General features: G+C 39.4%; 25 protein-coding genes and 1 pseudogene. 21 read left to right on the top strand and 5 right to left on the bottom strand.

The annotated features are described in order from the left end of the window. The first annotated feature begins 8 nt into the window (after positions 1-8). From JQ843_RS03440 to JQ843_RS03375, 14 genes are all read left to right on the top strand, one after another. Complete coding sequence (locus JQ843_RS03440; protein ID WP_203212904.1) at positions 9-1,982, top strand: DHH family phosphoesterase; 1,974 nt, start codon at positions 9-11, stop codon at positions 1,980-1,982. Then, on the top strand, positions 1,979-2,431 hold the full coding sequence (rplI, locus tag JQ843_RS03435) for a 50S ribosomal protein L9 (protein WP_004255324.1): 453 nt from the start codon (positions 1,979-1,981) through the stop codon (positions 2,429-2,431). Before JQ843_RS03440 ends, rplI begins: the two co-directional genes overlap by 4 nt. Before the next feature lie 43 nt (positions 2,432-2,474). Further along, the gene (gene dnaB, locus JQ843_RS03430; RefSeq protein WP_004255325.1) at positions 2,475-3,827 is read left to right on the top strand and encodes a replicative DNA helicase; all 1,353 of its coding nucleotides are present in this window, start codon (positions 2,475-2,477) and stop codon (positions 3,825-3,827) included. A 1-nt stretch (position 3,828) separates the two neighbouring features. Continuing rightward, positions 3,829-4,095 (top strand): Veg family protein, encoded by a 267-nt coding sequence (locus tag JQ843_RS03425; protein ID WP_001278169.1) that lies wholly within the window; start codon positions 3,829-3,831, stop codon positions 4,093-4,095. Between the two features lie 89 nt (positions 4,096-4,184). Beyond that, positions 4,185-5,303: a choline binding-anchored murein hydrolase CbpD gene (gene cbpD, locus JQ843_RS03420; RefSeq protein WP_020902625.1), complete on the top strand. Its 1,119-nt coding sequence runs from the start codon at positions 4,185-4,187 to the stop codon at positions 5,301-5,303. A gap of 252 nt (positions 5,304-5,555) precedes the next feature. Next, entirely contained in the window at positions 5,556-5,846 is a 291-nt protein-coding gene (locus tag JQ843_RS03415; protein WP_000647655.1) for a thiamine-binding protein, read from the top strand. Next, the gene (locus tag JQ843_RS03410; RefSeq protein WP_024057369.1) at positions 5,809-6,567 is read left to right on the top strand and encodes an ABC transporter permease; all 759 of its coding nucleotides are present in this window, start codon (positions 5,809-5,811) and stop codon (positions 6,565-6,567) included. Before JQ843_RS03415 ends, JQ843_RS03410 begins: the two co-directional genes overlap by 38 nt. A gap of 38 nt (positions 6,568-6,605) precedes the next feature. Continuing rightward, the gene (locus tag JQ843_RS03405) at positions 6,606-7,613 is read left to right on the top strand and encodes an ABC transporter substrate-binding protein (protein WP_004261900.1); all 1,008 of its coding nucleotides are present in this window, start codon (positions 6,606-6,608) and stop codon (positions 7,611-7,613) included. Then, positions 7,613-8,341 carry an ABC transporter ATP-binding protein gene (locus JQ843_RS03400; RefSeq protein ID WP_203212903.1) on the top strand — a complete coding sequence of 243 codons (729 nt, stop codon included), beginning with the start codon at positions 7,613-7,615 and terminating at the stop codon, positions 8,339-8,341. Before JQ843_RS03405 ends, JQ843_RS03400 begins: the two co-directional genes overlap by 1 nt. A 118-nt stretch (positions 8,342-8,459) precedes the next feature. Further along, the gene (locus JQ843_RS03395; protein ID WP_001211275.1) at positions 8,460-8,918 is read left to right on the top strand and encodes a CtsR family transcriptional regulator; all 459 of its coding nucleotides are present in this window, start codon (positions 8,460-8,462) and stop codon (positions 8,916-8,918) included. A gap of 1 nt (position 8,919) precedes the next feature. Continuing rightward, positions 8,920-11,352, top strand: a complete 2,433-nt coding sequence (locus JQ843_RS03390) for an ATP-dependent Clp protease ATP-binding subunit (RefSeq protein WP_203212902.1) — start codon at positions 8,920-8,922, stop codon at positions 11,350-11,352. Between the two features lie 146 nt (positions 11,353-11,498). Next, positions 11,499-12,557, top strand: coding sequence for an AAA family ATPase (locus JQ843_RS03385; protein ID WP_061589673.1), 1,059 nt, complete (start codon positions 11,499-11,501; stop codon positions 12,555-12,557). A gap of 9 nt (positions 12,558-12,566) precedes the next feature. After that, positions 12,567-13,346 carry a nicotinamide riboside transporter PnuC gene (pnuC, locus tag JQ843_RS03380; RefSeq protein ID WP_033687592.1) on the top strand — a complete coding sequence of 260 codons (780 nt, stop codon included), beginning with the start codon at positions 12,567-12,569 and terminating at the stop codon, positions 13,344-13,346. Position 13,347: 1 nt separating this feature from the next. After that, positions 13,348-14,121 carry an NUDIX domain-containing protein gene (locus tag JQ843_RS03375; protein WP_033687591.1) on the top strand — a complete coding sequence of 258 codons (774 nt, stop codon included), beginning with the start codon at positions 13,348-13,350 and terminating at the stop codon, positions 14,119-14,121. A 73-nt stretch (positions 14,122-14,194) separates the two neighbouring features. On the opposite strand, the gene JQ843_RS03370 is transcribed toward JQ843_RS03375, so the two are convergent. Next, positions 14,195-14,425: a hypothetical protein gene (locus tag JQ843_RS03370; protein ID WP_033687589.1), complete on the bottom strand. Its 231-nt coding sequence runs from the start codon at positions 14,423-14,425 to the stop codon at positions 14,195-14,197. A 278-nt stretch (positions 14,426-14,703) separates the two neighbouring features. Between JQ843_RS03370 and JQ843_RS03365 the strand changes: the two genes are divergently transcribed. Beyond that, positions 14,704-15,402 carry a hypothetical protein gene (locus JQ843_RS03365; RefSeq protein ID WP_203212901.1) on the top strand — a complete coding sequence of 233 codons (699 nt, stop codon included), beginning with the start codon at positions 14,704-14,706 and terminating at the stop codon, positions 15,400-15,402. Between the two features lie 70 nt (positions 15,403-15,472). On the opposite strand, the pseudogene JQ843_RS03360 reads toward JQ843_RS03365, so the two are convergent. Further along, a pseudogene (locus JQ843_RS03360) lies at positions 15,473-15,700 on the bottom strand (tRNA dihydrouridine synthase DusB); the annotation flags it as partial. 129 nt (positions 15,701-15,829) lie between these two features. Here JQ843_RS03360 and JQ843_RS03355 point away from each other — a divergent pair. The 6 genes from JQ843_RS03355 to JQ843_RS03330 all read left to right on the top strand — a co-directional run bounded on the left by JQ843_RS03355 (position 15,830) and on the right by JQ843_RS03330 (position 22,891). Beyond that, on the top strand, positions 15,830-17,590 hold the full coding sequence (locus JQ843_RS03355; RefSeq protein ID WP_023947313.1) for a sensor histidine kinase: 1,761 nt from the start codon (positions 15,830-15,832) through the stop codon (positions 17,588-17,590). Next, positions 17,568-18,173, top strand: coding sequence for a response regulator transcription factor (locus JQ843_RS03350; RefSeq protein ID WP_023947315.1), 606 nt, complete (start codon positions 17,568-17,570; stop codon positions 18,171-18,173). The genes JQ843_RS03355 and JQ843_RS03350 overlap by 23 nt, the downstream gene beginning before the upstream one ends. A gap of 98 nt (positions 18,174-18,271) precedes the next feature. Continuing rightward, positions 18,272-19,165, top strand: coding sequence for an AvrD family protein (locus JQ843_RS03345; RefSeq protein WP_023947317.1), 894 nt, complete (start codon positions 18,272-18,274; stop codon positions 19,163-19,165). Continuing rightward, positions 19,165-19,941, top strand: a complete 777-nt coding sequence (locus JQ843_RS03340) for an AAA family ATPase (protein WP_023947319.1) — start codon at positions 19,165-19,167, stop codon at positions 19,939-19,941. The genes JQ843_RS03345 and JQ843_RS03340 overlap by 1 nt, the downstream gene beginning before the upstream one ends. Before the next feature lie 8 nt (positions 19,942-19,949). After that, the gene (locus tag JQ843_RS03335; RefSeq protein WP_023947321.1) at positions 19,950-20,627 is read left to right on the top strand and encodes an ABC transporter ATP-binding protein; all 678 of its coding nucleotides are present in this window, start codon (positions 19,950-19,952) and stop codon (positions 20,625-20,627) included. Next, positions 20,624-22,891 carry an ABC transporter permease gene (locus tag JQ843_RS03330; RefSeq protein ID WP_023947323.1) on the top strand — a complete coding sequence of 756 codons (2,268 nt, stop codon included), beginning with the start codon at positions 20,624-20,626 and terminating at the stop codon, positions 22,889-22,891. Before JQ843_RS03335 ends, JQ843_RS03330 begins: the two co-directional genes overlap by 4 nt. A 146-nt stretch (positions 22,892-23,037) precedes the next feature. Here JQ843_RS03330 and JQ843_RS03325 read toward each other — a convergent pair whose 3' ends face one another. Genes JQ843_RS03325 through hslO form a run of 3 tightly spaced genes read right to left on the bottom strand, consistent with a single transcriptional unit; the run spans position 23,038 to position 25,430 of the window. Next, complete coding sequence (locus JQ843_RS03325) at positions 23,038-23,589, bottom strand: cysteine hydrolase family protein (protein ID WP_203212900.1); 552 nt, start codon at positions 23,587-23,589, stop codon at positions 23,038-23,040. A gap of 1 nt (position 23,590) precedes the next feature. Beyond that, complete coding sequence (gene dusB, locus JQ843_RS03320; RefSeq protein ID WP_000183308.1) at positions 23,591-24,571, bottom strand: tRNA dihydrouridine synthase DusB; 981 nt, start codon at positions 24,569-24,571, stop codon at positions 23,591-23,593. Beyond that, positions 24,558-25,430 (bottom strand): Hsp33 family molecular chaperone HslO, encoded by an 873-nt coding sequence (gene hslO / locus JQ843_RS03315; protein WP_000357853.1) that lies wholly within the window; start codon positions 25,428-25,430, stop codon positions 24,558-24,560. The genes dusB and hslO overlap by 14 nt, the downstream gene beginning before the upstream one ends. Positions 25,431-25,511 lie beyond the last annotated feature (81 nt).

Below are 25,511 nucleotides of genomic sequence, written 5' to 3'. Positions count from 1 at the left end.
GGTTTGGAATGAAAAAATTTTATGTAAGTCCTATTTTCCCCTTAATATTAGGAATAGTGGCGTTCGGAGTGCTATCTGTGCAACTTGTTTTTGTAACGAATACACTGGTAACGCTATTTCTTTTGCTACTTATTTTGGGTTCATATATTTTACTATTCATCCATCAGAGAGACTACTACTCAAGGAGTGAAGTAGAACAAATCCAGTATGTAAACCACCAAGCTGAAGAAAGTTTGACAACCTTGTTAGAACAGATGCCTGTCGGAGTTATTAAATTAGACTTGTCGTCAGGTGAAGTTGAATGGTTTAATCCTTATGCTGAATTGATTTTGACTAATGAAGTGGGCGAAATTGATGTGGCATTAATTCAAACAATTATCAAGGCTTCTGTGGGGAATCCAGGTTCTTATGCCACCTTGGGTGAGACCCGCTATTCGGTTCATATGGACAAGGCATCTGGAGTTCTTTATTTCTTTGATGTGTCTGGAGAATACGAAGCGACTGTTGAGTTAGTTACGAGCCGACCTGTGATTGGGATTGTTTCCGTTGACAACTATGATGATTTAGAAGATGAAACATCAGAGTCTGATATCAGTCATATTAACAGTTTTGTAGCCAATTTTGTTTCAGAATTTGCTGGGAAGCATGCCATGTTCTCCCGTCGAGTGAGTATGGACCGTTTCTATTTATTTACGGACTACACGGTACTTGAGGGATTGATGAATGATAAATTTTCGGTTATCGATTCTTTCAGAGAAGAGGCGAAACAGAGACAGCTGCCTTTGACATTAAGTATGGGGTTTTCTTATGGTGATGGAAATCATGATGAAATAGGGAAAGTTGCTTTGCTCAATTTGAACTTGGCTGAAGTGCGTGGTGGCGACCAAGTGGTTGTCAAGGAAAACGACGAAACAAAAAATCCAGTTTATTTTGGTGGTGGGTCTGCTGCCTCAATCAAGCGTACACGGACCCGTACGCGCGCTATGATGACAGCTATTTCAGATAAGATTCGAAGTGTAGATCAGGTTTTTGTAGTTGGTCACAAAAATCTAGATATGGATGCTTTGGGTTCTGCTGTAGGTATGCAGTTATTTGCCAGCAATGTGACTGAAAATAGCTATGCTATTTATGACGAAGAACAAATGTCGCCGGATATTGAACGAGCTGTTTCATTTTTAGAAAAAGAAGGAGTTACAAAGTTGTTGTCTGTTAAGGATGCAATGGGGATGGTGACCAATCGTTCTTTGTTGATTCTTGTAGACCATTCAAAGACAGCTTTAACTCTATCAAAAGATTTTTATGATTTGTTTACCCAAACCATTGTTATTGACCACCACAGACGGGATCAGGATTTTCCAGACAATGCAGTTATCACTTATATCGAAAGTGGTGCAAGTAGTGCCAGTGAGTTGGTAACGGAATTGATCCAGTTCCAGAATTCTAAGAAAAATCGTTTGAGTCGTATGCAAGCAAGCGTCTTGATGGCTGGTATGATGTTGGATACTAAAAATTTCACCTCGCGAGTGACTAGTCGGACATTTGATGTTGCTAGCTATCTCAGAACGCGCGGAAGTGATAGCATTGCTATCCAGGAAATGGCTGCGACGGATTTTGAAGAATATCGTGAGGTCAATGAACTGATTTTACAGGGACGTAAATTAGGTTCAGATGTACTGATAGCAGAGGCTAAGGACTCGAAATGCTATGATACAGTTGTTATTAGTAAGGCAGCAGATGCCATGTTAGCTATGTCGGGCATTGAAGCGAGTTTTGTTCTTGCGAAGAATACACAAGGATTTATCTCTATCTCAGCTCGCAGTCGTAGTAAACTGAATGTACAACGGATCATGGAAGAGCTGGGAGGTGGAGGCCACTTTAATTTGGCAGCAGCTCAAATTAAGGATTTAACCTTGTCAGAAGCAGGTGAAAAACTGACAGAAATTGTATTAAATGAAATAAAGGAAAAGGAGAAAGAAGAATGAAAGTAATCTTTTTAGCAGATGTTAAAGGAAAAGGTAAAAAAGGTGAAATTAAGGAAGTACCAACAGGGTATGCACAAAACTTTCTTATCAAAAAGAATTTAGCAAAAGAAGCAACTGCTCAAGCTGTAGGTGAACTTCGTGGTAAACAAAAATCAGAAGAGAAAGCTCACGCTGAGATGATTGCAGAAGCAAAAGCAATTAAAGACCAACTAGAAGCAGAAGAAACGGTTGTAGAATTTGTTGAAAAAGTTGGTCCAGATGGTCGTACCTTTGGTTCCATTACCAATAAGAAAATTGCAGAAGAATTGCAAAAGCAATTTGGAATTAAGATTGATAAGCGTCATATTCAAGTACAAGCTCCGATTCGAGCAGTTGGTTTGATCGATGTACCAGTGAAAATCTATCAAGATATCACAGGTGTGATCAATCTTCGTGTGAAAGAAGGGTAAATTTACACTTTCTTGACAAGATTGTAAAAGGAAGGGAAGTCTGATGGCAGAAGTAGAAGAGTTACGAGTACAACCTCAAGATATCTTAGCTGAGCAATCCGTTTTAGGGGCTATCTTTATTGACGAGAGTAAGCTTGTTTTTGTGCGAGAATATATTGAGTCTCGGGACTTTTTTAAGTATGCCCATCGTTTGATTTTCCAAGCTATGGTCGATTTATCCGATCGTGGCGATGCTATAGATGCAACAACGGTTCGTACCATTCTTGATAATCAAGGTGATTTACAGAATATTGGTGGCTTGTCTTACCTGGTTGAGATTGTCAATTCTGTGCCAACTTCTGCTAATGCGGAGTATTATGCTAAGATTGTTGCAGAGAAGGCCATGCTACGTCGATTAATCTCCAAGTTGACAGAGTCTGTCAATCAAGCTTACGAGGCTTCGCAACCAGCTGATGAAATCATTGCTCAGGCAGAAAAAGGCCTGATTGATGTCAGCGAAAATGCTAATCGAAGTGGATTTAAGAACATTCGAGATGTGTTGAATATCAACTTTGGAAATCTGGAAACTCGCTCGCAACAAACGACCGATATTACAGGTATTGCGACAGGCTATCGTGACTTGGATCATATGACGACTGGACTTCATGAGGAGGAGTTGATTATCCTAGCAGCCCGTCCAGCGGTTGGTAAGACAGCCTTTGCATTGAATATTGCTCAGAATATTGGGACTAAGTTGGACAAAACGGTTGCTATTTTTTCACTCGAAATGGGTGCGGAAAGTCTAGTGGACCGTATGTTGGCGGCAGAAGGCTTGGTGGAATCGCATTCTATCCGTACGGGTCAATTGACTGATGAGGAGTGGCAAAAATATACCATTGCTCAAGGGAACCTAGCTAATGCAAGTATCTATATCGATGATACGCCAGGGATTCGGATTACAGAGATTCGTTCTCGTTCTCGTAAACTGGCTCAAGAAACTGGAAATCTTGGTTTGATTTTAATAGACTATTTGCAGCTTATCACGGGAACTGGTCGGGAAAATCGTCAACAAGAGGTTTCAGAAATTTCACGTCAGTTGAAAATTTTAGCTAAGGAACTGAAGGTTCCAGTAATCGCTCTAAGTCAGCTTTCTCGTGGTGTAGAACAACGCCAGGATAAGAGACCGGTCTTGTCTGATATTCGTGAATCTGGTTCTATTGAGCAGGACGCTGATATCGTAGCCTTTCTTTATCGCGACGACTACTATGAGCGTGGTGGTGAAGAAGAGGAAGGCATACCAAACAATAAGGTAGAAGTTATTATAGAGAAAAACCGTAGTGGAGCTCGTGGAACGGTGGAATTAATTTTCCAAAAAGAATACAATAAATTTTCAAGTATCTCAAAGAGGGAGGCATAAGATGTCAGATGCATTTACAGATGTAGCCAAGATGAAAAAAATAAAAGAAGAAATCAAGGCACATGAGGGACAAGTCGTAGAAATGACTTTGGAGAATGGTCGTAAGCGCCAAAAAAATAGATTGGGTAAGCTAATTGAGGTTTATCCATCCCTATTTATCGTTGAATTTGGGAACGTTGAAGGAGATAAACAAGCTAATGTTTACGTTGAATCCTTTACTTACTCAGATATCCTTACAGAAAAGAATTTGATTCATTATCTTGACTAAAGTGAGAAATTTTCTCACTTTTTCTTTTTTTCTCCGAATAGTTTAAGTGAAGGTAATCTTCGATTTATATTATTTTTCAAGGAGGAAGAATGAAAATTTCACCATTTAAAGTAGCAGAGACAAGATTTTCTTTTAGAAAATCAGCTAAAAAGGTTGTTCCCTTTTTAGTAGTAGGATTGATGTTAGCAGCGGGTAATAGTGTATATGCCTATTCCGGAGGAAATGGATCGATTGCGCGTGGGGATGATTATCCTGCTCATTATAAAAATGGGAGCCAGGAGATTGATAAGTGGCGCATGTATTCTCGTCAGTGTACTTCTTTTGCAGCCTTTCGTTTGAGTAATGTCAATGGTTTTGAGATTCCGGCGGCTTATGGGAATGCGAATGAATGGGGCTATCGTGCTCGTCGTGAAGGCTATCGTGTCGATAATAGACCAGCGATTGGCTCCATTGCTTGGTCGACTGCAGGAACTTATGGTCATGTTGCTTGGGTGTCAAATGTAATAGGAGATGAGATTGAGATTGAAGAATACAATTATGGAATAAGGGAATCTTACAATAAGCGCGTCGTGAAGGCGAATACTATGACTGGCTTTATTCATTTTAAAGATTTAGCTGGTGGCAGTGTTGGGAATAGTCAATCCTCAGTTTCAACAGGAGGAACACATTATTTTAAGACTAAGGCTGCTATCAAAAATCAGCCTCTAGCTGGCGCAACTGCAATTGATTACTATTATCCTGGGGAGAATGTTCATTATGATCAAATTCTCGAAAAAGATGGGTACAAGTGGTTGAGTTATACGGCTTATAACGGAAGTCGTCGCTATATCCAGCTAGAGGGAGTAACCTCTTCACAGAATTATCAGAATCAATCAGGAAATAGCTCTAACTATGGATCCAATAACAGTTCAACTGTCGGTTGGAAGAAAATAAATGGTAGTTGGTATCATTTTAAATCAAATGGATCTAAATCAACAGGCTGGCTGAAAGATGGATCTAGTTGGTATTATTTGAAATCATCTGGTGAAATGCAGACAGGCTGGTTAAAGGAAAATGGTCTGTGGTATTATTTAGATAGTTCAGGGGCAATGAAAACGGGGTGGTATCAAGTCTCTGGTAAGTGGTATTATTCTTACTCTTCAGGCGCCTTAGCTGTCAATACGACAGTGGATGGCTACAGAGTAAATAGTGATGGAGAACGAGTATAGAAAATGGGAGTAGGAAAATTTCCTACTCTTTTCTGTAAGCAGTTTCCTTGACATTTTTTTTGTTTTGCGCTATCATATGTCCATATAATATATGGGAGTCTGTGTACAGTCTGAGAGGAAGCGTTAAGCTTCGACCGCACCTGATCTGGGTAATGCCAGCGTAGGGAACGATACTTAGTCTACTCTTGACCTTTTCCATATATGGCAAAGGTTTTTCTTTTTGTCAAAGGAAAACGAGAAGAGGAGGTTCTTATGAAAGCAAGCATCGCCTTGCAAATTTTACCCCTATCACAGGGGATTGATCGGATTGCTGTTATCGATCAAGTCATTGCTTATCTGCAAGCTCAAGAGGTGACTATGGTGGTGACACCATTTGAAACGGTCTTGGAAGGGGAGTTTGATGAGCTTATGCGCATTCTCAAAGAAGCGCTAGAAGTGGCAGGGCAGGAGGCAGATAATGTTTTTGCCAATGTCAAAATAAATGTAGGAGAGATTTTAAGTATTGATGAGAAACTTGAAAAGTATACTGAGACGACACATTAGTCTATTGGGCTTTATGGGGGTCTTGTCAATCTGGCAGTTAGCAGGTTTTCTTAAACTTCTCCCCAAGTTTATCCTGCCGACACCTCTTGAAATTCTCCTGTCCTTTGTTCGTGATAGAGAATTTCTCTGGCACCATAGCTGGGCCACCTTGAGAGTGGCTTTATTGGGACTGATTTTGGGAGTCTTGATTGCCTGTCTCATGGCTGTGCTTATGGACAGTTTGACTTGGCTTAACGATCTGATTTACCCTATGATGGTGGTTGTTCAGACTATCCCGACCATTGCCATAGCCCCTATCCTGGTTTTGTGGCTCGGTTATGGGATTTTGCCCAAGATTGTCTTGATTATCTTGACAACAACCTTTCCTATCATCGTCAGCATTTTGGACGGTTTTAGGCATTGTGACAAGGATATGCTGACCTTGTTTAGTCTGATGCGGGCCAAACCTTGGCAAATCCTGTGGCATTTTAAAATCCCTGTCAGTCTGCCTTACTTTTATGCTGGTCTGAGGGTCAGTGTCTCCTACGCCTTTATCACAACAGTAGTATCTGAGTGGTTGGGAGGCTTTGAAGGACTAGGTGTCTACATGATTCAGTCCAAGAAACTGTTTCAGTATGATACTATGTTTGCTATTATTATTCTGGTATCGATTATCAGTCTTCTCGGTATGAAGCTGGTTGATGTCAGTGAAAAATATGTTATTAAATGGAAACGTTCGTAGAATAAGAATGTTTCTGAAAAAGAAAAGAGGAAATTGAAATGAAGAAAACATGGAAAGTGTTTTTAACTGTTTTAACAGCTCTTGTAGCTGTTGTGCTTGTGGCCTGTGGTCAAGGAACTGCTTCTAAGGATAATAAGGAAGCAGAACTCAAGAAGATTGACTTTATCCTAGACTGGACGCCAAATACCAACCACACAGGGCTTTATGTTGCTAAGGAAAAAGGTTATTTCAAAGAAGCTGGAGTGGATGTTGATTTGAAATTGCCACCAGAAGAAAGTTCTTCTGACTTGGTTATTAACGGTAAGGCACCATTTGCAGTCTATTTCCAAGACTATATGGCTAAAAAATTGGAAAAAGGAGCAGGAATTACTGCCGTTGCAGCTATTGTTGAACACAATACATCAGGAATCATCTCTCGTAAATCTGACAATGTAAGCAGTCCAAAGGACTTGGTTGGTAAAAAATACGGGACATGGAATGACCCAACTGAACTTGCTATGTTGAAAACCTTGGTAGAATCTCAAGGTGGAGACTTTGAGAAGGTTGAAAAAGTACCAAATAACGACTCAAACTCAATCACACCGATTGCCAATGGCGTCTTTGATACTGCTTGGATCTACTACGGTTGGGATGGTATCCTTGCAAAATCTCAAGGTGTAGATGCTAATTTCATGTACTTGAAAGACTACGTTAAAGAATTTGACTATTACTCACCAGTCATTATTGCTAACAACGACTATTTGAAAGACAACAAAGAAGAAGCTCGCAAAGTTATCCAAGCTATCAAAAAAGGCTACCAATATGCTATGGAGCATCCAGAGGAAGCAGCTGATATCCTCATCAAAAATGCACCTGAACTCAAGGAAAAACGTGACTTTGTCATCGAATCTCAAAAATACTTGTCAAAAGAATACGCAAGCGACAAGGAAAAATGGGGGCAATTTGATGCAGCTCGCTGGAATGCCTTCTACAAATGGGATAAAGAAAATGGTATCCTTAAAGAAGATTTGACAGACAAAGGCTTCACCAACGAATTTGTGAAATAATGACAGAAATTAGACTAGAACACGTCAGTTATGCCTATGGTCAGGAGAGGATTTTAGAGGACATCAATCTGAAAGTCACTTCAGGTGAAGTGGTTTCTATCCTAGGCCCAAGTGGTGTTGGTAAGACTACGCTTTTCAACTTAATTGCGGGGATTTTAGAAGTTCAGTCAGGGAGAATTGTCCTTGATGGTGAAGAAAATCCCAAGGGGCGCGTGAGTTATATGTTACAAAAGGATCTGCTCTTGGAGCACAAGACGGTGCTTGGTAATATCATTCTGCCCCTCTTGATTCAAAAGGTGGATAAGGCAGAAGCTATTGCTCGCGCAGATGAAATTCTTGCGACCTTCCAGTTGACAGCTGTACGGGACAAGTATCCCCATGAACTCAGCGGAGGGATGCGCCAGCGTGTAGCCTTACTACGGACCTATCTTTTTGGGCACAAGCTCTTTCTCTTAGATGAAGCCTTTAGCGCCTTGGATGAGATGACCAAGATGGAACTACACGCTTGGTACCTTGAGATTCACAAGCAGTTGCAACTAACAACCTTGATCATCACGCATAGTATCGAGGAGGCCCTCAATCTCAGTGACCGCATCTATATCTTGAAAAATCGCCCTGGGCAGATTGTTTCAGAAATTAAACTAGATTGGTCGGGAGATGAGGACAAGGAAGTCCAAAAGATTGCCTACAAACGTCAAATCTTGGCAGAATTAGGCTTAGATAAGTAGAAAAATAGGGGGTTGGTGAAGATTATACTTTACCAGCGCCCTTTTTCTTTTAAAAATGAGAAAATTTCGGTATAATAGTCAAAGATAGTCAAGGTTTAAAGAGAGAGGTGGGTTTGTAATGAGATTTAAAAATACATCGGATCATATTGAGGCCTACATCAAGGCGATTTTAGATCAATCTGGTATCGTGGAGTTGCAACGGAGTCAGTTGGCAGATACTTTCCAGGTTGTTCCTAGTCAGATTAACTATGTGATCAAGACACGCTTTACGGAAAGTAGAGGTTACTTGGTTGAAAGTAAGCGTGGTGGCGGAGGATACATTCGTATAGGACGGATTGAGTTTTCTAGTCATCATGAAATGCTCAGGGAGCTGCTTTACTCAATTGGTGAGCGGGTCAGTCAAGAAATTTATGAAGATATTCTGCAGCTTTTGGTTGAGCAGGAATTGATGACCAAGCAGGAGATGAATTTGCTGGTGGCAGTAGCTTTGGATCGCGTTCTAGGAGAAGAAGCTCCAGTCCTTCGAGCTAATATGCTACGACAGGTCATACAAGAGGTAGATAGAAAAGGGAAGTAAGATGAACTATTCAAAAGCATTGAATGAATGTATCGAAAGTGCCTACATGGTTGCTGGCCATTTTGGAGCTCGTTATCTAGAGTCTTGGCACTTGTTGATTGCTATGTCCAATCACAGTTATAGTGTGGCAGGGGCAACTTTAAATGATTATCCGTATGAGATGGACCGTTTAGAAGAGGTGGCTTTGGAACTGACTGAAACGGACTATAGCCAGGATGAAACCTTTACGGAATTGCCGTTCTCCCATCGTTTGCAGGTTCTTTTTGACGAAGCAGAGTATGTAGCGTCAGTGGTCCATACTAAGGTGCTAGGGACGGAGCACGTCCTTTATGCGATTTTGCATGATGGCAATGCCTTGGCGACTCGTATCTTGGAGAGGGCTGGTTTTTCTTATGAAGACAAGAAAGATCAGGTCAAGATTGCTGCCCTTCGTCGAAATTTAGAAGAACGTGCAGGTTGGACTCGTGAAGACCTCAAGGCTTTACGTCAACGTCATCGTACAGTAGCTGATAAGCAAAATTCTATGGCTAATATGATGGGCATGCCCCAGACTCCTAGTGGTGGTCTCGAGGATTATACGCATGATTTGACAGAGCAATCGCGTTCTGGCAAGTTAGAACCAGTCATCGGTCGGGATAAGGAAATCTCGCGTATGATTCAAATCTTGAGCCGTAAGACCAAGAACAATCCTGTCTTGGTTGGGGATGCTGGTGTCGGGAAAACAGCTCTGGCGCTTGGTCTTGCCCAGCGTATTGCTAGTGGTGATGTGCCTGCGGAAATGGCCAAGATGCGCGTGTTAGAGCTTGATTTGATGAATGTTGTTGCAGGGACACGTTTCCGTGGTGACTTTGAAGAACGCATGAACAATATCATAAAGGATATTGAAGAAGATGGTCAAGTTATCCTCTTTATCGATGAACTTCACACTATCATGGGTTCTGGTAGTGGGATTGATTCGACTCTGGATGCGGCCAATATCTTGAAGCCAGCCTTGGCGCGTGGAACTTTGAGAACGGTTGGTGCGACCACTCAGGAAGAATATCAAAAACACATCGAAAAAGATGCGGCCCTTTCTCGTCGTTTCGCCAAAGTGACGATTGAAGAGCCAAGCGTGGTCGACAGTATGATCATTTTGCAAGGCTTGAAGGCGACTTATGAGAAACATCACCGTGTGCAAATCACAGATGAAGCGGTTGAAACAGCTGTCAAGATGGCGCATCGTTACTTGACTAGCCGTCACTTGCCAGACTCTGCTATCGACCTCTTAGATGAAGCAGCAGCAACAGTGCAAAATAAGGCTAAGCATGTAAAAGCAGACGATTCAGGTTTGAGTCCAGCTGACAAGGCCTTGATGGATGGTAAGTGGAAACAGGCAGCTCAGCTAATCGCAAAAGAAGAGGAAGTCCCAGTCTATAAAGATTTGGTGACAGAGGCTGATATTTTGACCACCTTGAGTCGTTTGTCAGGTATTCCAGTACAAAAACTGACTCAGACTGACGCTAAGAAATACCTGAATCTGGAAGCTGAATTGCACAAACGTGTCATCGGTCAAGATCAAGCTGTTTCAAGCATTAGCCGTGCGATTCGCCGCAACCAGTCAGGGATTCGCAGTCACAAGCGTCCGATTGGTTCCTTTATGTTCCTAGGACCCACGGGTGTCGGTAAGACCGAATTGGCTAAGGCTCTGGCAGAAGTCCTCTTTGACGACGAATCAGCCCTTATCCGCTTTGATATGAGTGAGTATATGGAGAAATTCGCAGCTAGCCGTCTCAACGGAGCTCCTCCGGGCTATGTAGGTTATGAAGAAGGTGGGGAGTTGACCGAGAAGGTTCGCAACAAACCATACTCTGTTCTCCTCTTTGACGAGGTAGAGAAGGCCCACCCAGACATCTTTAATGTTCTCTTGCAGGTTTTGGATGATGGTGTCTTGACCGATAGCAAGGGACGCAAGGTCGACTTTTCAAATACCATTATCATCATGACTTCAAACCTTGGTGCGACAGCCCTTCGTGATGACAAGACTGTTGGTTTTGGGGCCAAGGACATTCGTTTTGACCAGGAGAATATGGAGAAACGCATGTTTGAAGAGCTGAAAAAAGCTTATAGGCCGGAGTTTATCAACCGTATTGATGAAAAGGTGGTCTTCCATAGCTTATCTAGCGACCATATGCAGGAAGTGGTGAAGATTATGGTCAAACCTTTAGTGGCAAGTTTGGCTGAAAAAGGCATTGACTTGAAATTACAAGCTTCCGCACTGAAATTGTTGGCAAATCAAGGATATGACCCAGAGATGGGAGCTCGTCCACTTCGCAGAACCCTGCAAACAGAAGTGGAAGACAAGTTGGCAGAACTTCTTCTCAAGGGAGAATTAGAGGCAGGCAGCACACTTAAAATTGGTGTTAAAGCAGGCCAGTTAAAATTTGATATTGCATAAAAATGGAGAATCAGGAGTAATCTTGATTCTTTTTTCGCAACGTTTTTATAAAAAATGATAAAAAACTATTGACAAAACAAAAATATAGTTTATAATAAAAACATAGATAATGAAAATATCAAAAAATATAAAAAGGCAATAGGTTTATGAAAAAGAAAACAGCAGTGGTATTTGGAACCTTTGCTCCGCTTCATCAAGGTCATATCGATCTGATCCAGCGAGCGAAGCGACAGTGTGACCGGGTCTGGGTTGTCGTTTCAGGCTATGAGGGAGATAGAGGGGAGCAGGTAGGCTTAACGCTTCAAAAAAGATTTCGCTATATCCGAGAGGCCTTTGGTGATGACGAGTTGACCTCTGTCTGCAAGTTAGACGAGAGCAAGCTTCCCCGTTACCCTATGGGCTGGCAGGAGTGGTTGGACCAAATGTTAGCGGAGATTTCCTATGATGAAACCCAGCAAGAACTAATTTTCTTTGTGGGAGAAGCAGACTACCAGCAAGAATTATCAAATCGTGGCTTTGAGACTGTCTTGCAAGAAAGAAAGTTTGGTATCTCAGCGACTATGATTCGAGAAAATCCAAGCAAATATTGGAAATATATTGCTCAACCCTTCCGACGTCAGTTTACAAAGAAAGTGTTGATTATGGGAAGTGCCAGCAATGGGAAGACCACTCTAGCCAAGGATTTGGCTAGGTATTACGATGCACCAGTCAGCTTGGAATACGCACGTGAGTACCAGATCAAAAACAATGTCCGCGACGATGAATTGACTCCAAAGGATTATTATTATCTCCTGTTGGGGCAGTATGACCAGACCTCTAAGTTAATTGACAGTAATGCCAATAGGGGACTGGTGATAGCTGATACCAACTCCTTAGTAACCAAGGGCTACTATGATTATTACATGGAGACTGAGGACCAAGGGGATTTATCAGGAGAGACTTTTGACAATCTTTTTGCCTCGATTTTAGCAAAGGAAAAATGGGACTTGATTCTCTTTGTGCAGCCTGTCGGCTCCTATGTCAATGACGGATTTAGAGATATGACTATGGCAGAAGACCATATTCGTCATAGTTTTTCCCAGCATTTGGACCAGATGAGGGAGCGCTACTTAGCAAACATTCCACTAGTTTATCTAGCTGAGGATTATCTAGGAAATTATGAAGCAGCAAAAGTGGCTATTGATGCCATTTACCAAGCAGATTAGGAGAAAAATATGAAAAAACTAACTGAAAAAATCACACAATTTATCGAGAACTTTAAAAACGTCCATGCGGAAGCCCGCAAGATTGGTTTTGCAGGAATCATGAACCTGCTCTGGAAAGATCTCTTTGTCGGCCGTAGCCTCTTCCAGTGGTTGTATCTCATCGTCCTGTCAAGTGTTCCCTTGATCTTGGAATTCACGCAAAATACAGAAAGTCATGACTGGATGAGCTTGTTTGCATCTTGGACTGGGATTGTCTGTGTTATCTTGGTAGCAGAAGGGCGTGCAAGCAATTATCTCTTTGGGGCCATTAACTCTGCTATCTATTTGATTTTGGCCATGAATGCGACTTTTTATGGCGAAGTCTTGACGACCGTTTACTTCTTTGTCATGCAGCCGATTGGCCTCTATGCTTGGCTGTCCAACCGTATTAATGACCAAGGAAAAGCAGAAGAATCTCATTTTGAAGCTAAGAAATTATCTATTTTTGACTGGCTCAAGTACTTGGTCTTGACTGCTATCATCTGGATTGGTATGGGCTTAGCTTACCAAAGTATCCATAGTGCTCGCCCTTTCCGTGATAGTGTTACCGATGCGACTAATGGTGTAGGTCAGCTCTTGATGACACGTCTCTACCGTGAGCAATGGATTTTCTGGATTGCAACCAATCTTTTTAGTATCTACCTCTGGTGGGGTGAAAATATCCATATCCAAGGGATGTACTGGGTTTACACACTCAATAGTCTAGTAGGTTGGTACCAATGGACCAAGGCAGTTCGTAAGGAGGCATAAAATGGCGGACACGATGATTCCAGCAGGGATGACGGAAAAAGAATTTTTTGAAGTTCATGCAAGTCAGGAAGAGTTTTTAGACTGGTACTACAAGCAGGAACTCCCTCAATACGAAAAACCAAGTGTGACGGTGGATATGGTAGCCTACTGCTTTGTCGAAGGAAAGATCAAGCTCTTATTAATTCGTCGCAAGGCTCACCCTTATCAAAATTGTTTGGCTCTGGTTGGAGGATTTATGGACAAGGGCGAAGATGCTGCGCATGCCTGTCAGCGTGAGGTGAGAGAAGAAGTCAATCTCGATCTTCCTTTGGAAAAAATCGAGCAATTGATGACCGTATCGACTCCCGGCCGTGACCCACGGGGCTGGACAGTGACCATTGCCCACTTGGTTTATTTGCCTAGTCGTGCATTAGAACTTGTTCAAGCAGGAGACGATGCCAAGGATGTGGTTTTTGTAGATGTCGATTTTCAGACAGGCAAGTGCTTCTCAAAGGGAGTAGAGTTGGAGGATCAAGCCTTCGCTTTTGACCATTATGCCATTATCCAAGAATCCATCAAACGAATCCAAGGCCGTCTAGACTGGAACCCAACCTTCCTCTATCTGCTAGAGGAGGAGTTCACTGTCTACGAAGGGACTGAACTGGTCAATCTCATCAACCCCGGTCGTCCAATCGTCAGCAATAACTTTCTCGTAAAATATGGCGAGTACGTAGAAGAGGTCGGGCTCAAACGAGTACCTAAAAAGAAACCAAGAAAAACCTATCGACTGAAATAAAAAACGAGGCCGGGACAAAGTTCCCGACCTCTTTATGTACCATCATGAAATGGTTTTGCTGTTGCGACTGTTTTTAGGGATGGCTATCTTTCTTAGAATTACTCAACAGGTGAGTAAAGAAGTCCTTGTATCGATACTTGAGATAGTTCTCATGTAAAAATAACAAAGCGATATAAACAATCAAAAAGATTGTAGTCAGATAAAACACATCAAATGCAGTTCGCGCATAGTAAGCGGCTGATTGATAAGAGCCAATTGCTCCCAAAATCAACCAAGGAAGATACTTATAATGCTTATTTAGCATAAGAGTGCACCTCCTATATTCTATTTCAATGTTATTATATTCCTTTGTACTTAAAGTTGCAAGCGATTACACAAAAACAAATTCAAATTTTTAATAGGAAAATCTCCTGTTTTTCTGTTTTATTACGAATAGAAGAGTAGGAGGAGTAAATGTATCTAAATTATGTGAGATTTTTAAAATAGTTTAGATAAATTATTGACATATTTAAATCAGAATGTTACAATAATATTACAAAAAGATTTCATTATATTTCTAAAACATTACAAAGGAGTAGAAAAATGAAAAAGAAAACCTATATCAAATTGATGGCAGCAACTGTATTGGCCTCTACCTTGCTACTGGGAGCTTGTGGAAATAAAAAGGAAACAACTCAAGCAAGCAGTTCTGCTAAGACAAGCCAATCATCAAGCTCTAAAGCAGCTTCTGCTAGCAAAGAAAGCAAGACTCAGAAGTCCTCAAGTTCAGCTTCATCTGAAAAGGCTAAGGCGTCTACTGATCAATCTTCAGCAACTGCAACGCCATCACAAGCGGCACCTGCACCAGAGCAAAGACAAGGTCAAGAAGTAGCTAATCAACAGGCAGCTAGTCAACAAACTCCTGCTCAGGCTCCTTCAACTCAACAGGCTCCTCAAGCCCAGTCTAACCAATCAAGCTATGATCCTACAACTGACCGCAAACTTCAAGACAAGCAAGCAGAGCAAAATAAACGCTACAAGGGTGTTTTAACTATGGTAGATGGTGATTTCTCAGCTGCAGCGGGCAATTGGAAGGGAGCAAATGAGGAAACCATTACAGTTTCATCTGGCGGTCAATTCACAGTAGAATCTTCCGATGGAAAGAAAGAAAATTACTCTCTCAAAGGCTATTCTTATACTCTTGATGATGGCAAGTATAATGCCAAAATCGGTGGAGGGAAAGTCATCCAAATTACAACAGGAGCGGATGGCAAGGTTTCCAGTGTTGCTTTGAATCAATAATAGCGCTCAGTATTTGAATTTTTACAATCAAAAACCCGTCAACTTTAAGAGAGTTACGGGTTTTAATCTATTAAGCCTTATGCAACTGCAAGAGAGCTTCAATCTCTGCCAGAGTGCTAGCTTGTGAAATGGCTCCACGGAGTTTGGCAGCACCAGATGTTCCACGGAGGTAGTGAGGAGCGAGGCCACGGAATTCACGAACTGCTACGTTTTCCTCTTTGAGGTTAATCAAGCGTTTCAAGTGCTCGTAGGCGGTTTTCATCTTGTCTTCAAAAGTCAAATCAGGTAGGATTTCACCTACCAGAAGATTGTATCAGTTATATCTCGAAAGAAAAAAGAATAAATTTAACTATAAAACCTGTCTTATTGAATGAAAAAATGGTAGAATAAACATCAATATCAAGTGAAATGTGGAGTGTTACAAACAATGAAGTCAAAAATGTTTCGATTTTCTTTGGTTTTGTTATTTATTTTCTTTCTTTATTTTTCGTTTTCAATTTTTAACCGAACGTACAGTGGAATCACCGTAGATAAACATGAGAATGAGTGGATAGTTAGACAAGTCCATAATCTGGGAAGCTTTGCAAATCATCAAGAGATAATAGGGTCATCTATTATACAAATAGACGATCAGAATCCAGATAGTAATTTCTTATTATCTCGATTTTTAATTGTTGAACCGCTTCATTCTGTGACAGTGTTAGATAGGGGAATTTCAAAGACTTTAATAATAGAATCTGGGAGATCAAGCCAAATTATCTTTCTTGTTTTATCAATCATTGCTTTTCTGATTCTACTGTTATTTCGCTTATACATAAAAGGCAGAAGTAAAGGAAAAACTGGGAAACGATATTTTTATTTTATTAGTTATACTAGTCTGATGCTATTATCGATCATTCCATCAAGTATAGGAGATGTATTTGGTCGTAGTCTATTAATTTCATACTTGACTTTATTTCCATTATTCATGGATATCTTCATTAGAGTGTTAGTCTTAAAGATAAAAGGTTCAACCATTTCTAACTTTTCTCGTATTATACTGGGCTATTCACTCATCACTCAACTTTTGTATGTTTATAATCTTATACAGCCTATTGATTTTTTAACCATCTTTTTTTCTAGGGGAGTATTTTATTTAGTATTTTTCTTTTTAGTTATCCTACTGTTAAAGATGCTTATAAATTACTATCAGAGAAGAGAAATGCTGCCAATTCATACCTTATTTTTAGCAGTTCTGGCCTTATTTCCTTTATTTTTTGGATATATTTTCCCGATTGGTAAGGAAGTTTCGTTTATTTATAGTATTCCTCTATTGTTGCTTATTTTGTTCTCTATTGTGAATAACTTGATACTAGAGCGAATGATATATGTTGCTTGGAAGTGGAATCCATTCATATATAACTTGATATTTTCCGTTTTTTTTACTAGTCTAATTATTCTTTTTAGTCTGTTATTAAGAGAATTTTCTCCAATTTTTTTCGTTCTTTACACTTTTCTTTTTTCACTAGCTTTGTTACCTGAAATAAGGAAAATGATGTTGATTAGCCATAAAATGGAGGGAATCTTTAGTAGTTTTCATACTTTTGTAGCTACTGAATTAGAGAGGGAAGAAATTGCAACGTTTATACATGATACTACAATTCAGAAGGTTATTTATTATAAAAAGCAGTTAGAAATTAGTGAACACATTAATAGAGGAGCTTTATTAGAGATGTTGGATGATATTGTTTTTGAATTAAGAGATTTATGTTCCAATATCTATCCTTTAATGGTGCATGAATTAGGGTTGAAAGAATCTATTACTAGCATATTAAATCAATTCATGAAGATGGAAACTGTTTCGATTATGACAACTTTTTCAATAGATGAAGAAAAAGTTAACGATAAAGTGGGCACGTTTGTATTAAGGACAGTTAAAGAACTAGTAAATAATAGTATTCTTCATGGGAATGCTAGAGAAATTACTGTAGATTTATCTACAAAAGAAAAGATTTTATCAATTGAAGTTATAGATGATGGTATTTTTAAGGGAAACTATCAGTCTAATGAACATCATTTTGGTTTAAATAGAATTGTAGAGAAGGTTCATTTATTGGGGGGAACTGTTCAGATAAATATAGAACCTACAAGTGTGAAGATACGGATACCTATAGAAGGGAAGAAAAATGATTCGTTTGGTTTTGATTGATGATCACAGTTTAGTATTACAAGGATTGGAGAACTATTTTTTAAAGGAAGATGATTTTAAAATTGTTGGTTCCTATACAGAAGTAGCAGATTTACTTCTCTGTCTTAAGAATGAAAAGGTAGATGTGCTAGTTATGGATTTTATGTTGAAAGGAGTAACGGCATTTGATGTTATTAGTCAAATAAATAGATTTCTGAATACAGTTCCCAAGATAGTTCTTTTATCAGGATTTTATGACACTTTGTTACATAAGAGAGCGATGGATTTTGGGATTCAAGCTTTTTTACCCAAAGAAAGTTCTTATTTGGATGTTAAAAGTGCAATTTATGCTGTTTATAAGGGAAATCACGTTATTCCAGATGGTTTGTTAGAAAAGCAAGAAAATAATCTATTGACAGATACGGAGTTAAGTGTATTGGAACTGATTGTAAAAGAATATTCTAATGAAAAGATAGCAAATAGTTTATTTGTCAGCAGGAGAACAGTGGATACCCATGTTTCAAATATTTGTTCAAAGTTGGGAGTGACGAGTAGAGTTGGAGCTGTACGTGAGGCTATTCGATTAAATCTAGTATCTTTATAATTTTATACTAAAAAGGCAAGAAGGTTTTCGTAAATTACGGATTCTTTCTTGTCTTTTTTTGTTTAAGATAGAGTCAGTTTAAAAGATTGGAGAAGTATATGCTAACAGTAGATTATTTACTTGGAGACAATAAAAATCGTTATTTTGGCAGAGGGCATAAGAAGACGACTTATGAAGTTAAGTTGAAAAATATTTTAGAAGGAGTTGGGTCTCTTCATCAAGAAGGTTTGTGGTCTAGTAAACAATCTGAAATCATACAGCAACACCTGAGTACATTAGATGGAATAGTATTAGCTCATTTATTTGGAAGTGAAATACTGAAAAGAATGGGAGTGAGATTAAATCAGTATAGGTTAAGCCATTTTGAGATAAAGTCAGGGATAAAAGCTATAGAAGAATTGGTAAATTTAAAATTAGAATTACAAAATTTCAAAATGACGAACCAAGTGATTGAATTTGATTGCTTGGTAATGGATATGAAAGTTTGTTTAGGATATCAATTATTAGAATGTATGGAAAATGTAGCTGCTATAGGAGAACAAGGTAGAGATTTTTTATCAACTCATTTAAGAGATAGACAACATGATATATACGATGTTGAGTTTTCAGATAGTAGTATATCTTGTAAAGCAGAGCAAGTATTGATCAAAGATATTGAATATAGTGGTGTAGGTAGTCTAGAACAGAATTATTATAGTTTGTTAGAGCTTCTGATTATTTTTTCTCAAATGGCAGAGATGTTAGCCTACCATATCGAAGAGATATCTCGAGAGGAGAGCAATACCATGTGGATGAAGCAAGTAAGTGCAGACTTGAATTCACCAATTTTGAACGGAGTAGTGGAGCTCAGTGGTAGTGTTTCAAAAAATAGATTATTAAAAATTAGAGAAGAACATTGGAAAGTCTACGAAATGTCTGGATATGATATAGATCATAAGGTAGTCTTTAAAAGTAAAATAGCTCAAAAATTACCTGATGGAGGGGGACAGTGATGGGAAATAGAGAATTAAGGTTAGTGATATCAGGCACTTATTCTACAGGTAAGACAACAACTGCTACAGCTCTTTCGATTGCAACGGGACTTCCCTTAATCGACGCTTTGTCTGCGAGGGAAATTTTGACAGATTTATATCCTGGCAGAAGATTTCAGGATATGTCATCAACTGAATTAATGGCACTAGGGCTAAAGCGTTTTGAGGAGAGAATTCGTACAGAAGGAATTCTATACAAGGAACATGGAAGTTTTCTATCAGATGGTTCAGTATTGAATGAATGGATTTACGGGACTGTTCGAATGAAGGTAGGAATTAATCCAGGATCAGCATTCATTCATCGATTGATGAAATCTATTTTAGGTATTCCGGGTCGACGATTTTTCAAAAAATATTTGACTGCTTATGGGGTTGTCTCTAAGAATCATGCGAAATTGTGGTATACAGATGTTGTTCATTTACCAGTAGAGTTTGCAATGGATCCAGATGGGCATAGACCAGTATCTGAAGAGTATCGAAATTTATCAGATGAGGAATTATATGAAGCTTATAGGAATTTGGGTCTGACACCTTATTGTGTCAAAGGTAGTCAGAAAGAACGGTTAAATCAGATCATTCAACATTATGAGTTGCCAATAGTTGTTCCAGTAGATGAGGCTATTTCCTTAGCTGAAAAGGTTATACGAGAAAACAGGGAAGCAGTATCTAAACGTATCATAGAACAGTATGAAGAGCCTACATTAAAGGAAAAAATAAAATTTATGACAAGATATTAGGAGTATGTATGATTCAGTTTCAAAATATTAGTAAGATTTATAAGGTAGGAGAGCAAGAAGTTCGTGCTTTAGATCAAGTTAGTTTTTCTATTGAGAAAGGGAAATTTACAGTTATTTTAGGTCCATCAGGTTCAGGGAAAAGTACGTTACTAAATTTACTTGGTGGGATGGATCGTGCGACATCAGGAACCTTTATATTTGATGAGGAACTAGTAACAAAGTTTACGGACAAGGAATTATCTGCTTATCGAAAAGATAAAATTGGTTTTGTTTTTCAATTTTATAACTTAGTTCCAAGTTTAACAGCCAAGGAGAATATAGGTATTGCAGCAAATTTAGTGAAAAACAATAAAGAAATTGATATGTATTTAGCTCAAGTTGGTTTACTTCATAGAAAAAATAATTTTCCTAATCAACTTTCTGGAGGTGAAATGCAACGTGTATCAATTGCAAGGGCATTGGCTAAAGAGCCTAGTCTATTATTGTGTGATGAACCTACAGGAGCGTTAGATTCAAAGACAGGTGATAGTATTTTAACTCTATTGAAGGAAGTTTCTAGAAATGGGAATGCTGCAGTTGTAATGGTTACACATAATAGAGAGTTTGCTAAATTTGCAGATCGAGTTATATATTTGAAAGATGGAAGTATTGAAAAAATAGAGAATAATGAAGAGGTGCTGGGATGAGGTATCTTCATATAAAATTATTAAGAGATCTTCGGCAAAATTGGCAACAATTTTTCTCTGTTTTTCTGATGTCTCTATTAAGTGTATTAATCTTTGTAGGTCTACAAGGAGCTTGGCATGGACTTGAAAAGAGTCTAGAGAGTTATCTGAAACAATCTGAACTTCCTGTTGTTTGGGTTCAAGCGAGACAAATTGATGAATCAAAAATCAAGCAGGTTGAACAATTATCTTCTGTTGAAAAAGTTGTCAGTAAAAAGAAAGGCTTTGCTAATATTGTTCGTTTAGACAAGACTGACGGACGAATCAATCTTGAAACGATTACAGATAATCAACTGGTTACAGTAACAGAAGGAAGTCGTTTTTCTGAAGGAAAACAAGATTCGATTTGGATTGATGGGAATTATGCGAAGAAGAATCGTTTACAGATTGGAGATTCAATTTCTATTTCATCAAGAGGAGAACAGATAGATTTAAAAATTGTAGGATTTGTTCAGGCAACAGATAAGATTTATTTTACAGGTAGTATGGAATATATCGCTCCAAATCCTGACAATGATGCCTATGGTTATATTGCAGATAATGAAATTGCAAAAGGAATTCTGGGTTTATCGTCAGATAATGCCTTAGAAATTTACGGTTCTAAGGTAGATTTGCGAGGAGATTTAGAGTCTATTTTTGGGGGCGATTTAGTTTCTTATCAAGATCAAAAAAGTTTAACTGAAATATCAGAAGCTACCGATCGAGTTGGGCAAATTAGAAACTTATCTTACTTATTTTCTTTTATCTTTATTTTGTTAGCTATTTTGGCTATGTTTACAACCATTCAGCGTTTGATTGATGGCCAAACAAAAGAGATTGCTGTATTAAAGGCTTTAGGCTTTTCAAATCAGGCTATCAGTTTACATTATATTTTATTTGGCTTAGTAGTAAGTTTATTAGGAAGTTTCGCAGGCTTTGCTATTTCTCCCTTGATGTCATGGTTTGTACTAGAAACTCAAAAGTCAATGTTTACACTTCCAAATTGGCAAATATCTTATTCGTCTTCATCAATGGTTGTCGGTATTGTAGTCATTATTATTTGTGTTTTAGCTGCCTATTTAGCTTCTAGAGAGTCAGCTAGAGGCTTACCAGCAATATTTTTAAGAGGTAAAGAAAAAGTTGCTAAATCTGTTTTTGTGGAAAGATTTTCCTCTATCTGGCAACGAATTTCTTATCCTTCTAGATGGGCAATTCGTGATGCCTCGTTTAATCGTATTCGAGTTTTGATGGGAATCGTGGGAGTTGCAGGAAGTATGATGTTACTGATTGCTGGAATTGGTATGCCTGTGTCTATGAATCATCTTGTTGATAAGGCATACAATGAAGATTTTTCTTATTCAAAACGCCTAACCGTAGCGGATTATACATCTTCTAAGTCTAGATATGGTGGGCAAGGTGTACAAATTTCACAGGCACATTTTAATCCAGATGATGGCTACAATCGTTTATTGATTATATTTGATGATGGAGATATGATCCAAGCAAAAACAGAGAGTGCGGATTCTTTGAAAGATGATGGTTTGTATATAACTAGATCATTTGCCCGTTTAGCAGGTATTAAAGTCGGAGATTTTTTAAATGTGACTCCCTATCAAGATGGTCATACTTACAAGTTTGAAGTAAAAGGGATTGTCACAAGTGAAACCAATCAAGGGGCCTATCTTCATGCTAGAGTCTTTGAAAAAGCAGGGGGAGATTTTACTCCACATACTTTATTAGTTGGATCAGAGGTGGACCAAGATACTATTAAGCAAGACAAAGGTGTTCTATCTGTCATTGAAAAAGGGAGCCAAGAAAAAAATGCCTATGATTTTGTAGCTAGTTTGATGAGTGTATTTCTAATGATTATTGGCTTTGCTTTATTACTGGTTATTATTGTTCTCTATAATCTGGGTTCTTTAAACTTTGTAGAGAGAATGAGAGACTATGCTACATTGCAAGTATTAGGATTTTCTAATCAATATCTACAGATGGTGACTCTTCTTGAGACTATACTGACTACCTTTATTGGGTGGCTAGTAGGAATTCCTTTAGGAATATGGTTTTTGAAAGAGTATGTAGCAACATTTTCGACGATTCGAATTGAGTATACCGCTTATGTCAGTATGTATGTCCTTGTTTTTGCTACGTTATTGGTTTGGTTTACATCTTTAGGGACTGCTTATTTTATTAGTCTTCGTATGAGAAAGATTGACATGATTAGTGCTCTAAAGGGGGTAGACTAGTATGGTCAGTTCTGAGTGTATCTATAGACATTTATGAATAATTGTTAATCATCAGTTCTAAGGTCCAAATTTACCTATTTGTGTATTGGTTCACTACATTACTGTATTCAAAATCCGTCAGCTCAAATAAGAGTTGACGGATTCTTTTATACTTGTACTTGGGTTAAAAATTCTTCTGTAGTAAGAATTTGAGCAAACTCATCTTGTAGAGAAAGGAGATTAATCTCACGGATAGTCTCAGGAGAGATGGCCTGACCGTTTTTGTTAGATAGGGTAAAACTGGCAGTAGCATCTGCTAGTAAAGTGACTTTAAAACCAAGATTTGCTGCCATTCGTGTCGTAGTAGATACACAATGAGGCAGGGTCAAACCAACAACGACTAAATGACAAATCTGATTTTTTCGTAAATATGTTTCAAGATTTGTTCCAATGAAGGCGCTATTAACCGTTTTTTGAAAGACAGGTTCTGCAGTAACTGGCTCAAATCCACTTTTAAACACCTGATTTTGTTTGTTATGAAATTGCGACTGGGGATTGTCAGATATGTGTTGAACATGTAAGACTGGAAGAGCGTGTTTACGAAAGTATGCCAGTGCCCTCAATGCTTGTTGTTCAGCTTGAGGGTTGTTTCGTTCTCCCCAGATAGGTCTATCAAATGCTTTTTGCATATCGATAATCAGTAGAGCAGTATGAACCATTTTAAGCCTTATCCAATTGCAAGAGAGCTTCAATCTCTGCTAGAGTGCTAGCTTGTGAAATGGCTCCACGGAGTTTGGCAGCACCAGATGTTCCACGGAGGTAGTGAGGAGCGAGGCCACGGAATTCACGAACTGCTACGTTTTCTCCTTTGAGGTTAATCAAGCGTTTCAAATGTTCGTAGGCGATTTTCATCTTGTCCTCAAAGGTCAAATCAGGTAGGATTTCTCCTGTTTCAAAGTAATGGTTGATTTGGTTGAAGAGGTAAGGATTTCCCATGGCAGCGCGGCCAATCATGACTGCATCAGCACCGACTTCTTCGATGCGTTGCTTGGCTTCTTGGACAGTACGGATATCACCGTTGGCGATAAATGGAATCTTGGTCAAAGCTTGAGCGACCTTGTGAAGGGTCTCAAGGTCTGCGTGACCTGTATACATTTGTTCACGGGTACGGCCATGCATGGCGAGGGCAGAAACACCTGCTGCTTCAGCAGCGAGGGCATTTTCAACTGCCAGAGATGGGTCGGCCCAGCCGGTACGCATTTTGACAGTAAGTGGAATATCAAGGACAGATTGGACCTTGTTGATAATAGAGTAGATCTTATCTGGGTCCTTGAGCCACATAGCGCCAGCTTCGTTCTTCACGATTTTGTTAACTGGGCAGCCCATGTTGATATCCACGATATCGGTTTTGGTGTTTTCTTGGATGAATTCTGCTGCGCGTGCTAGGCTGTCTTCATCACTACCAAATAGTTGGATAGAGACAGGGTTTTCGCCTTCGTCGATATGAAGCATGTGCAGGGTTTTTTCGTTGTTGTATTGGATTCCCTTGTCAGAGACCATTTCCATGACAACGAGTCCAGCTCCGAGCTCTTTTGCAATAGTACGAAAGGCTGAGTTGGTCACGCCAGCCATAGGCGCTAAAACAGTACGATTGGGAATCTCAACATTGCCAATCATAAAAGGTGTGTTAAGATTTGTCACGAATGAGTTCCTCCAGGTCGTTTTCATCAAAGTTGTAAGTCGTTTGGCAGAATTGACAAGTGATTTCTGCCCCATGGTCTTCCTCTTTCATTTCCTGTAAGTCTGAGCTTGGAAGGCTAGAAAGAGCGTTCATAAAACGTTCATGGCTACAGTCACATTGGAAACGGATTTCTTCTTCAGAAAGACGCTTGTAGGCCTCGTCACCGTAGATAGCCTTGAGGAGGGCTTCGATATGGTCGTCGCTTTCCAGAAGGGTTGAGATAGCTGGCATTTCTTGGATGCGTTTTTCAAAGCGAGCAATCTCTTCTTCCTTAGCTCCTGGCAAGACTTGGACTAGGAAACCACCTGCAACCTTGACCTTGTCTTCCTCGTCCAAAAGGACATTGAGGCCGACTGCTGAAGGAGTTTGTTGGCTTTCAGTCAGGTAAAAGGCAAGATCTTCACCGATTTCCCCAGAGATGAGGGGAGTCATAGAGTTGTAAGGATTTCCAGTACCGTAGTCTGTGATAACGAGGAATTGACCATTTCCAACAAAAGGTCCAACTAGGACTTCACCAGTTGCAGTCTTTTTGATGTCAACACCAGGATTTTGAACGTAGCCTTTGACGTTCCCCTTGGTATCAGCGACCGTGATAATGGCACCTAGAGAGCTAGAGCCCAGCACTTTAACTGTTAGTTTGGTATTTCCTTTTTCATTGGCTGCGAGAATCTGGCTAGCGATAAGAGTTCGACCAAGCGCTACAGTTGAGCTAGCTTGGGTTTGATGTTTTTCTTGAGCAGTGCGGACTGTTTCTGTGCTATCAAGGACAAAAGCACGAAAGGCTCCGCTTTCTGATATTGTTTTAATAATTTTATCCATAGCTACTATTTTAGCATAAAAATGTCCAAAGTGGGAGCCGTGTGTTTGCTGATTTTCAGGATAATGAACTAGGAAATCAGC

Source organism: Streptococcus mitis (assembly GCF_905187495.1).
Taxonomy (GTDB): Bacteria; Bacillota; Bacilli; order Lactobacillales; family Streptococcaceae; genus Streptococcus; species Streptococcus mitis_CU.
The sequence above is the reverse complement of the archived record's forward strand: the minus strand, read 5'-3'. Positions and strand labels throughout refer to the sequence as shown.

Excerpts from the sequence above, each read along its gene's own strand:
- JQ843_RS03400 (WP_203212903.1), top strand. The coding sequence starts at position 7,613 with ATGACAGAAATTAGACTAGAACACGTCAGTTATGCCTATGGTCAGGAG.
- JQ843_RS03345 (WP_023947317.1), top strand. The coding sequence starts at position 18,272 with ATGCTAACAGTAGATTATTTACTTGGAGACAATAAAAATCGTTATTTT.
- JQ843_RS03325 (WP_203212900.1), bottom strand. The coding sequence starts at position 23,589 with ATGGTTCATACTGCTCTACTGATTATCGATATGCAAAAAGCATTTGAT.
- dnaB (WP_004255325.1), top strand. The coding sequence starts at position 2,475 with ATGGCAGAAGTAGAAGAGTTACGAGTACAACCTCAAGATATCTTAGCT.
- JQ843_RS03425 (WP_001278169.1), top strand. The coding sequence starts at position 3,829 with ATGTCAGATGCATTTACAGATGTAGCCAAGATGAAAAAAATAAAAGAA.
- JQ843_RS03340 (WP_023947319.1), top strand. The coding sequence starts at position 19,165 with ATGGGAAATAGAGAATTAAGGTTAGTGATATCAGGCACTTATTCTACA.
- JQ843_RS03370 (WP_033687589.1), bottom strand. The coding sequence starts at position 14,425 with ATGCTAAATAAGCATTATAAGTATCTTCCTTGGTTGATTTTGGGAGCA.
- cbpD (WP_020902625.1), top strand. The coding sequence starts at position 4,185 with ATGAAAATTTCACCATTTAAAGTAGCAGAGACAAGATTTTCTTTTAGA.
- pnuC (WP_033687592.1), top strand. The coding sequence starts at position 12,567 with ATGAAAAAACTAACTGAAAAAATCACACAATTTATCGAGAACTTTAAA.
- JQ843_RS03385 (WP_061589673.1), top strand. The coding sequence starts at position 11,499 with ATGAAAAAGAAAACAGCAGTGGTATTTGGAACCTTTGCTCCGCTTCAT.
- JQ843_RS03395 (WP_001211275.1), top strand. The coding sequence starts at position 8,460 with ATGAGATTTAAAAATACATCGGATCATATTGAGGCCTACATCAAGGCG.
- JQ843_RS03350 (WP_023947315.1), top strand. The coding sequence starts at position 17,568 with ATGATTCGTTTGGTTTTGATTGATGATCACAGTTTAGTATTACAAGGA.
- JQ843_RS03415 (WP_000647655.1), top strand. The coding sequence starts at position 5,556 with ATGAAAGCAAGCATCGCCTTGCAAATTTTACCCCTATCACAGGGGATT.
- JQ843_RS03375 (WP_033687591.1), top strand. The coding sequence starts at position 13,348 with ATGGCGGACACGATGATTCCAGCAGGGATGACGGAAAAAGAATTTTTT.
- JQ843_RS03335 (WP_023947321.1), top strand. The coding sequence starts at position 19,950 with ATGATTCAGTTTCAAAATATTAGTAAGATTTATAAGGTAGGAGAGCAA.
- JQ843_RS03365 (WP_203212901.1), top strand. The coding sequence starts at position 14,704 with ATGAAAAAGAAAACCTATATCAAATTGATGGCAGCAACTGTATTGGCC.
- JQ843_RS03410 (WP_024057369.1), top strand. The coding sequence starts at position 5,809 with ATGAGAAACTTGAAAAGTATACTGAGACGACACATTAGTCTATTGGGC.
- JQ843_RS03355 (WP_023947313.1), top strand. The coding sequence starts at position 15,830 with ATGAAGTCAAAAATGTTTCGATTTTCTTTGGTTTTGTTATTTATTTTC.
- hslO (WP_000357853.1), bottom strand. The coding sequence starts at position 25,430 with ATGGATAAAATTATTAAAACAATATCAGAAAGCGGAGCCTTTCGTGCT.
- JQ843_RS03405 (WP_004261900.1), top strand. The coding sequence starts at position 6,606 with ATGAAGAAAACATGGAAAGTGTTTTTAACTGTTTTAACAGCTCTTGTA.
- JQ843_RS03440 (WP_203212904.1), top strand. The coding sequence starts at position 9 with ATGAAAAAATTTTATGTAAGTCCTATTTTCCCCTTAATATTAGGAATA.
- JQ843_RS03330 (WP_023947323.1), top strand. The coding sequence starts at position 20,624 with ATGAGGTATCTTCATATAAAATTATTAAGAGATCTTCGGCAAAATTGG.
- JQ843_RS03390 (WP_203212902.1), top strand. The coding sequence starts at position 8,920 with ATGAACTATTCAAAAGCATTGAATGAATGTATCGAAAGTGCCTACATG.
- rplI (WP_004255324.1), top strand. The coding sequence starts at position 1,979 with ATGAAAGTAATCTTTTTAGCAGATGTTAAAGGAAAAGGTAAAAAAGGT.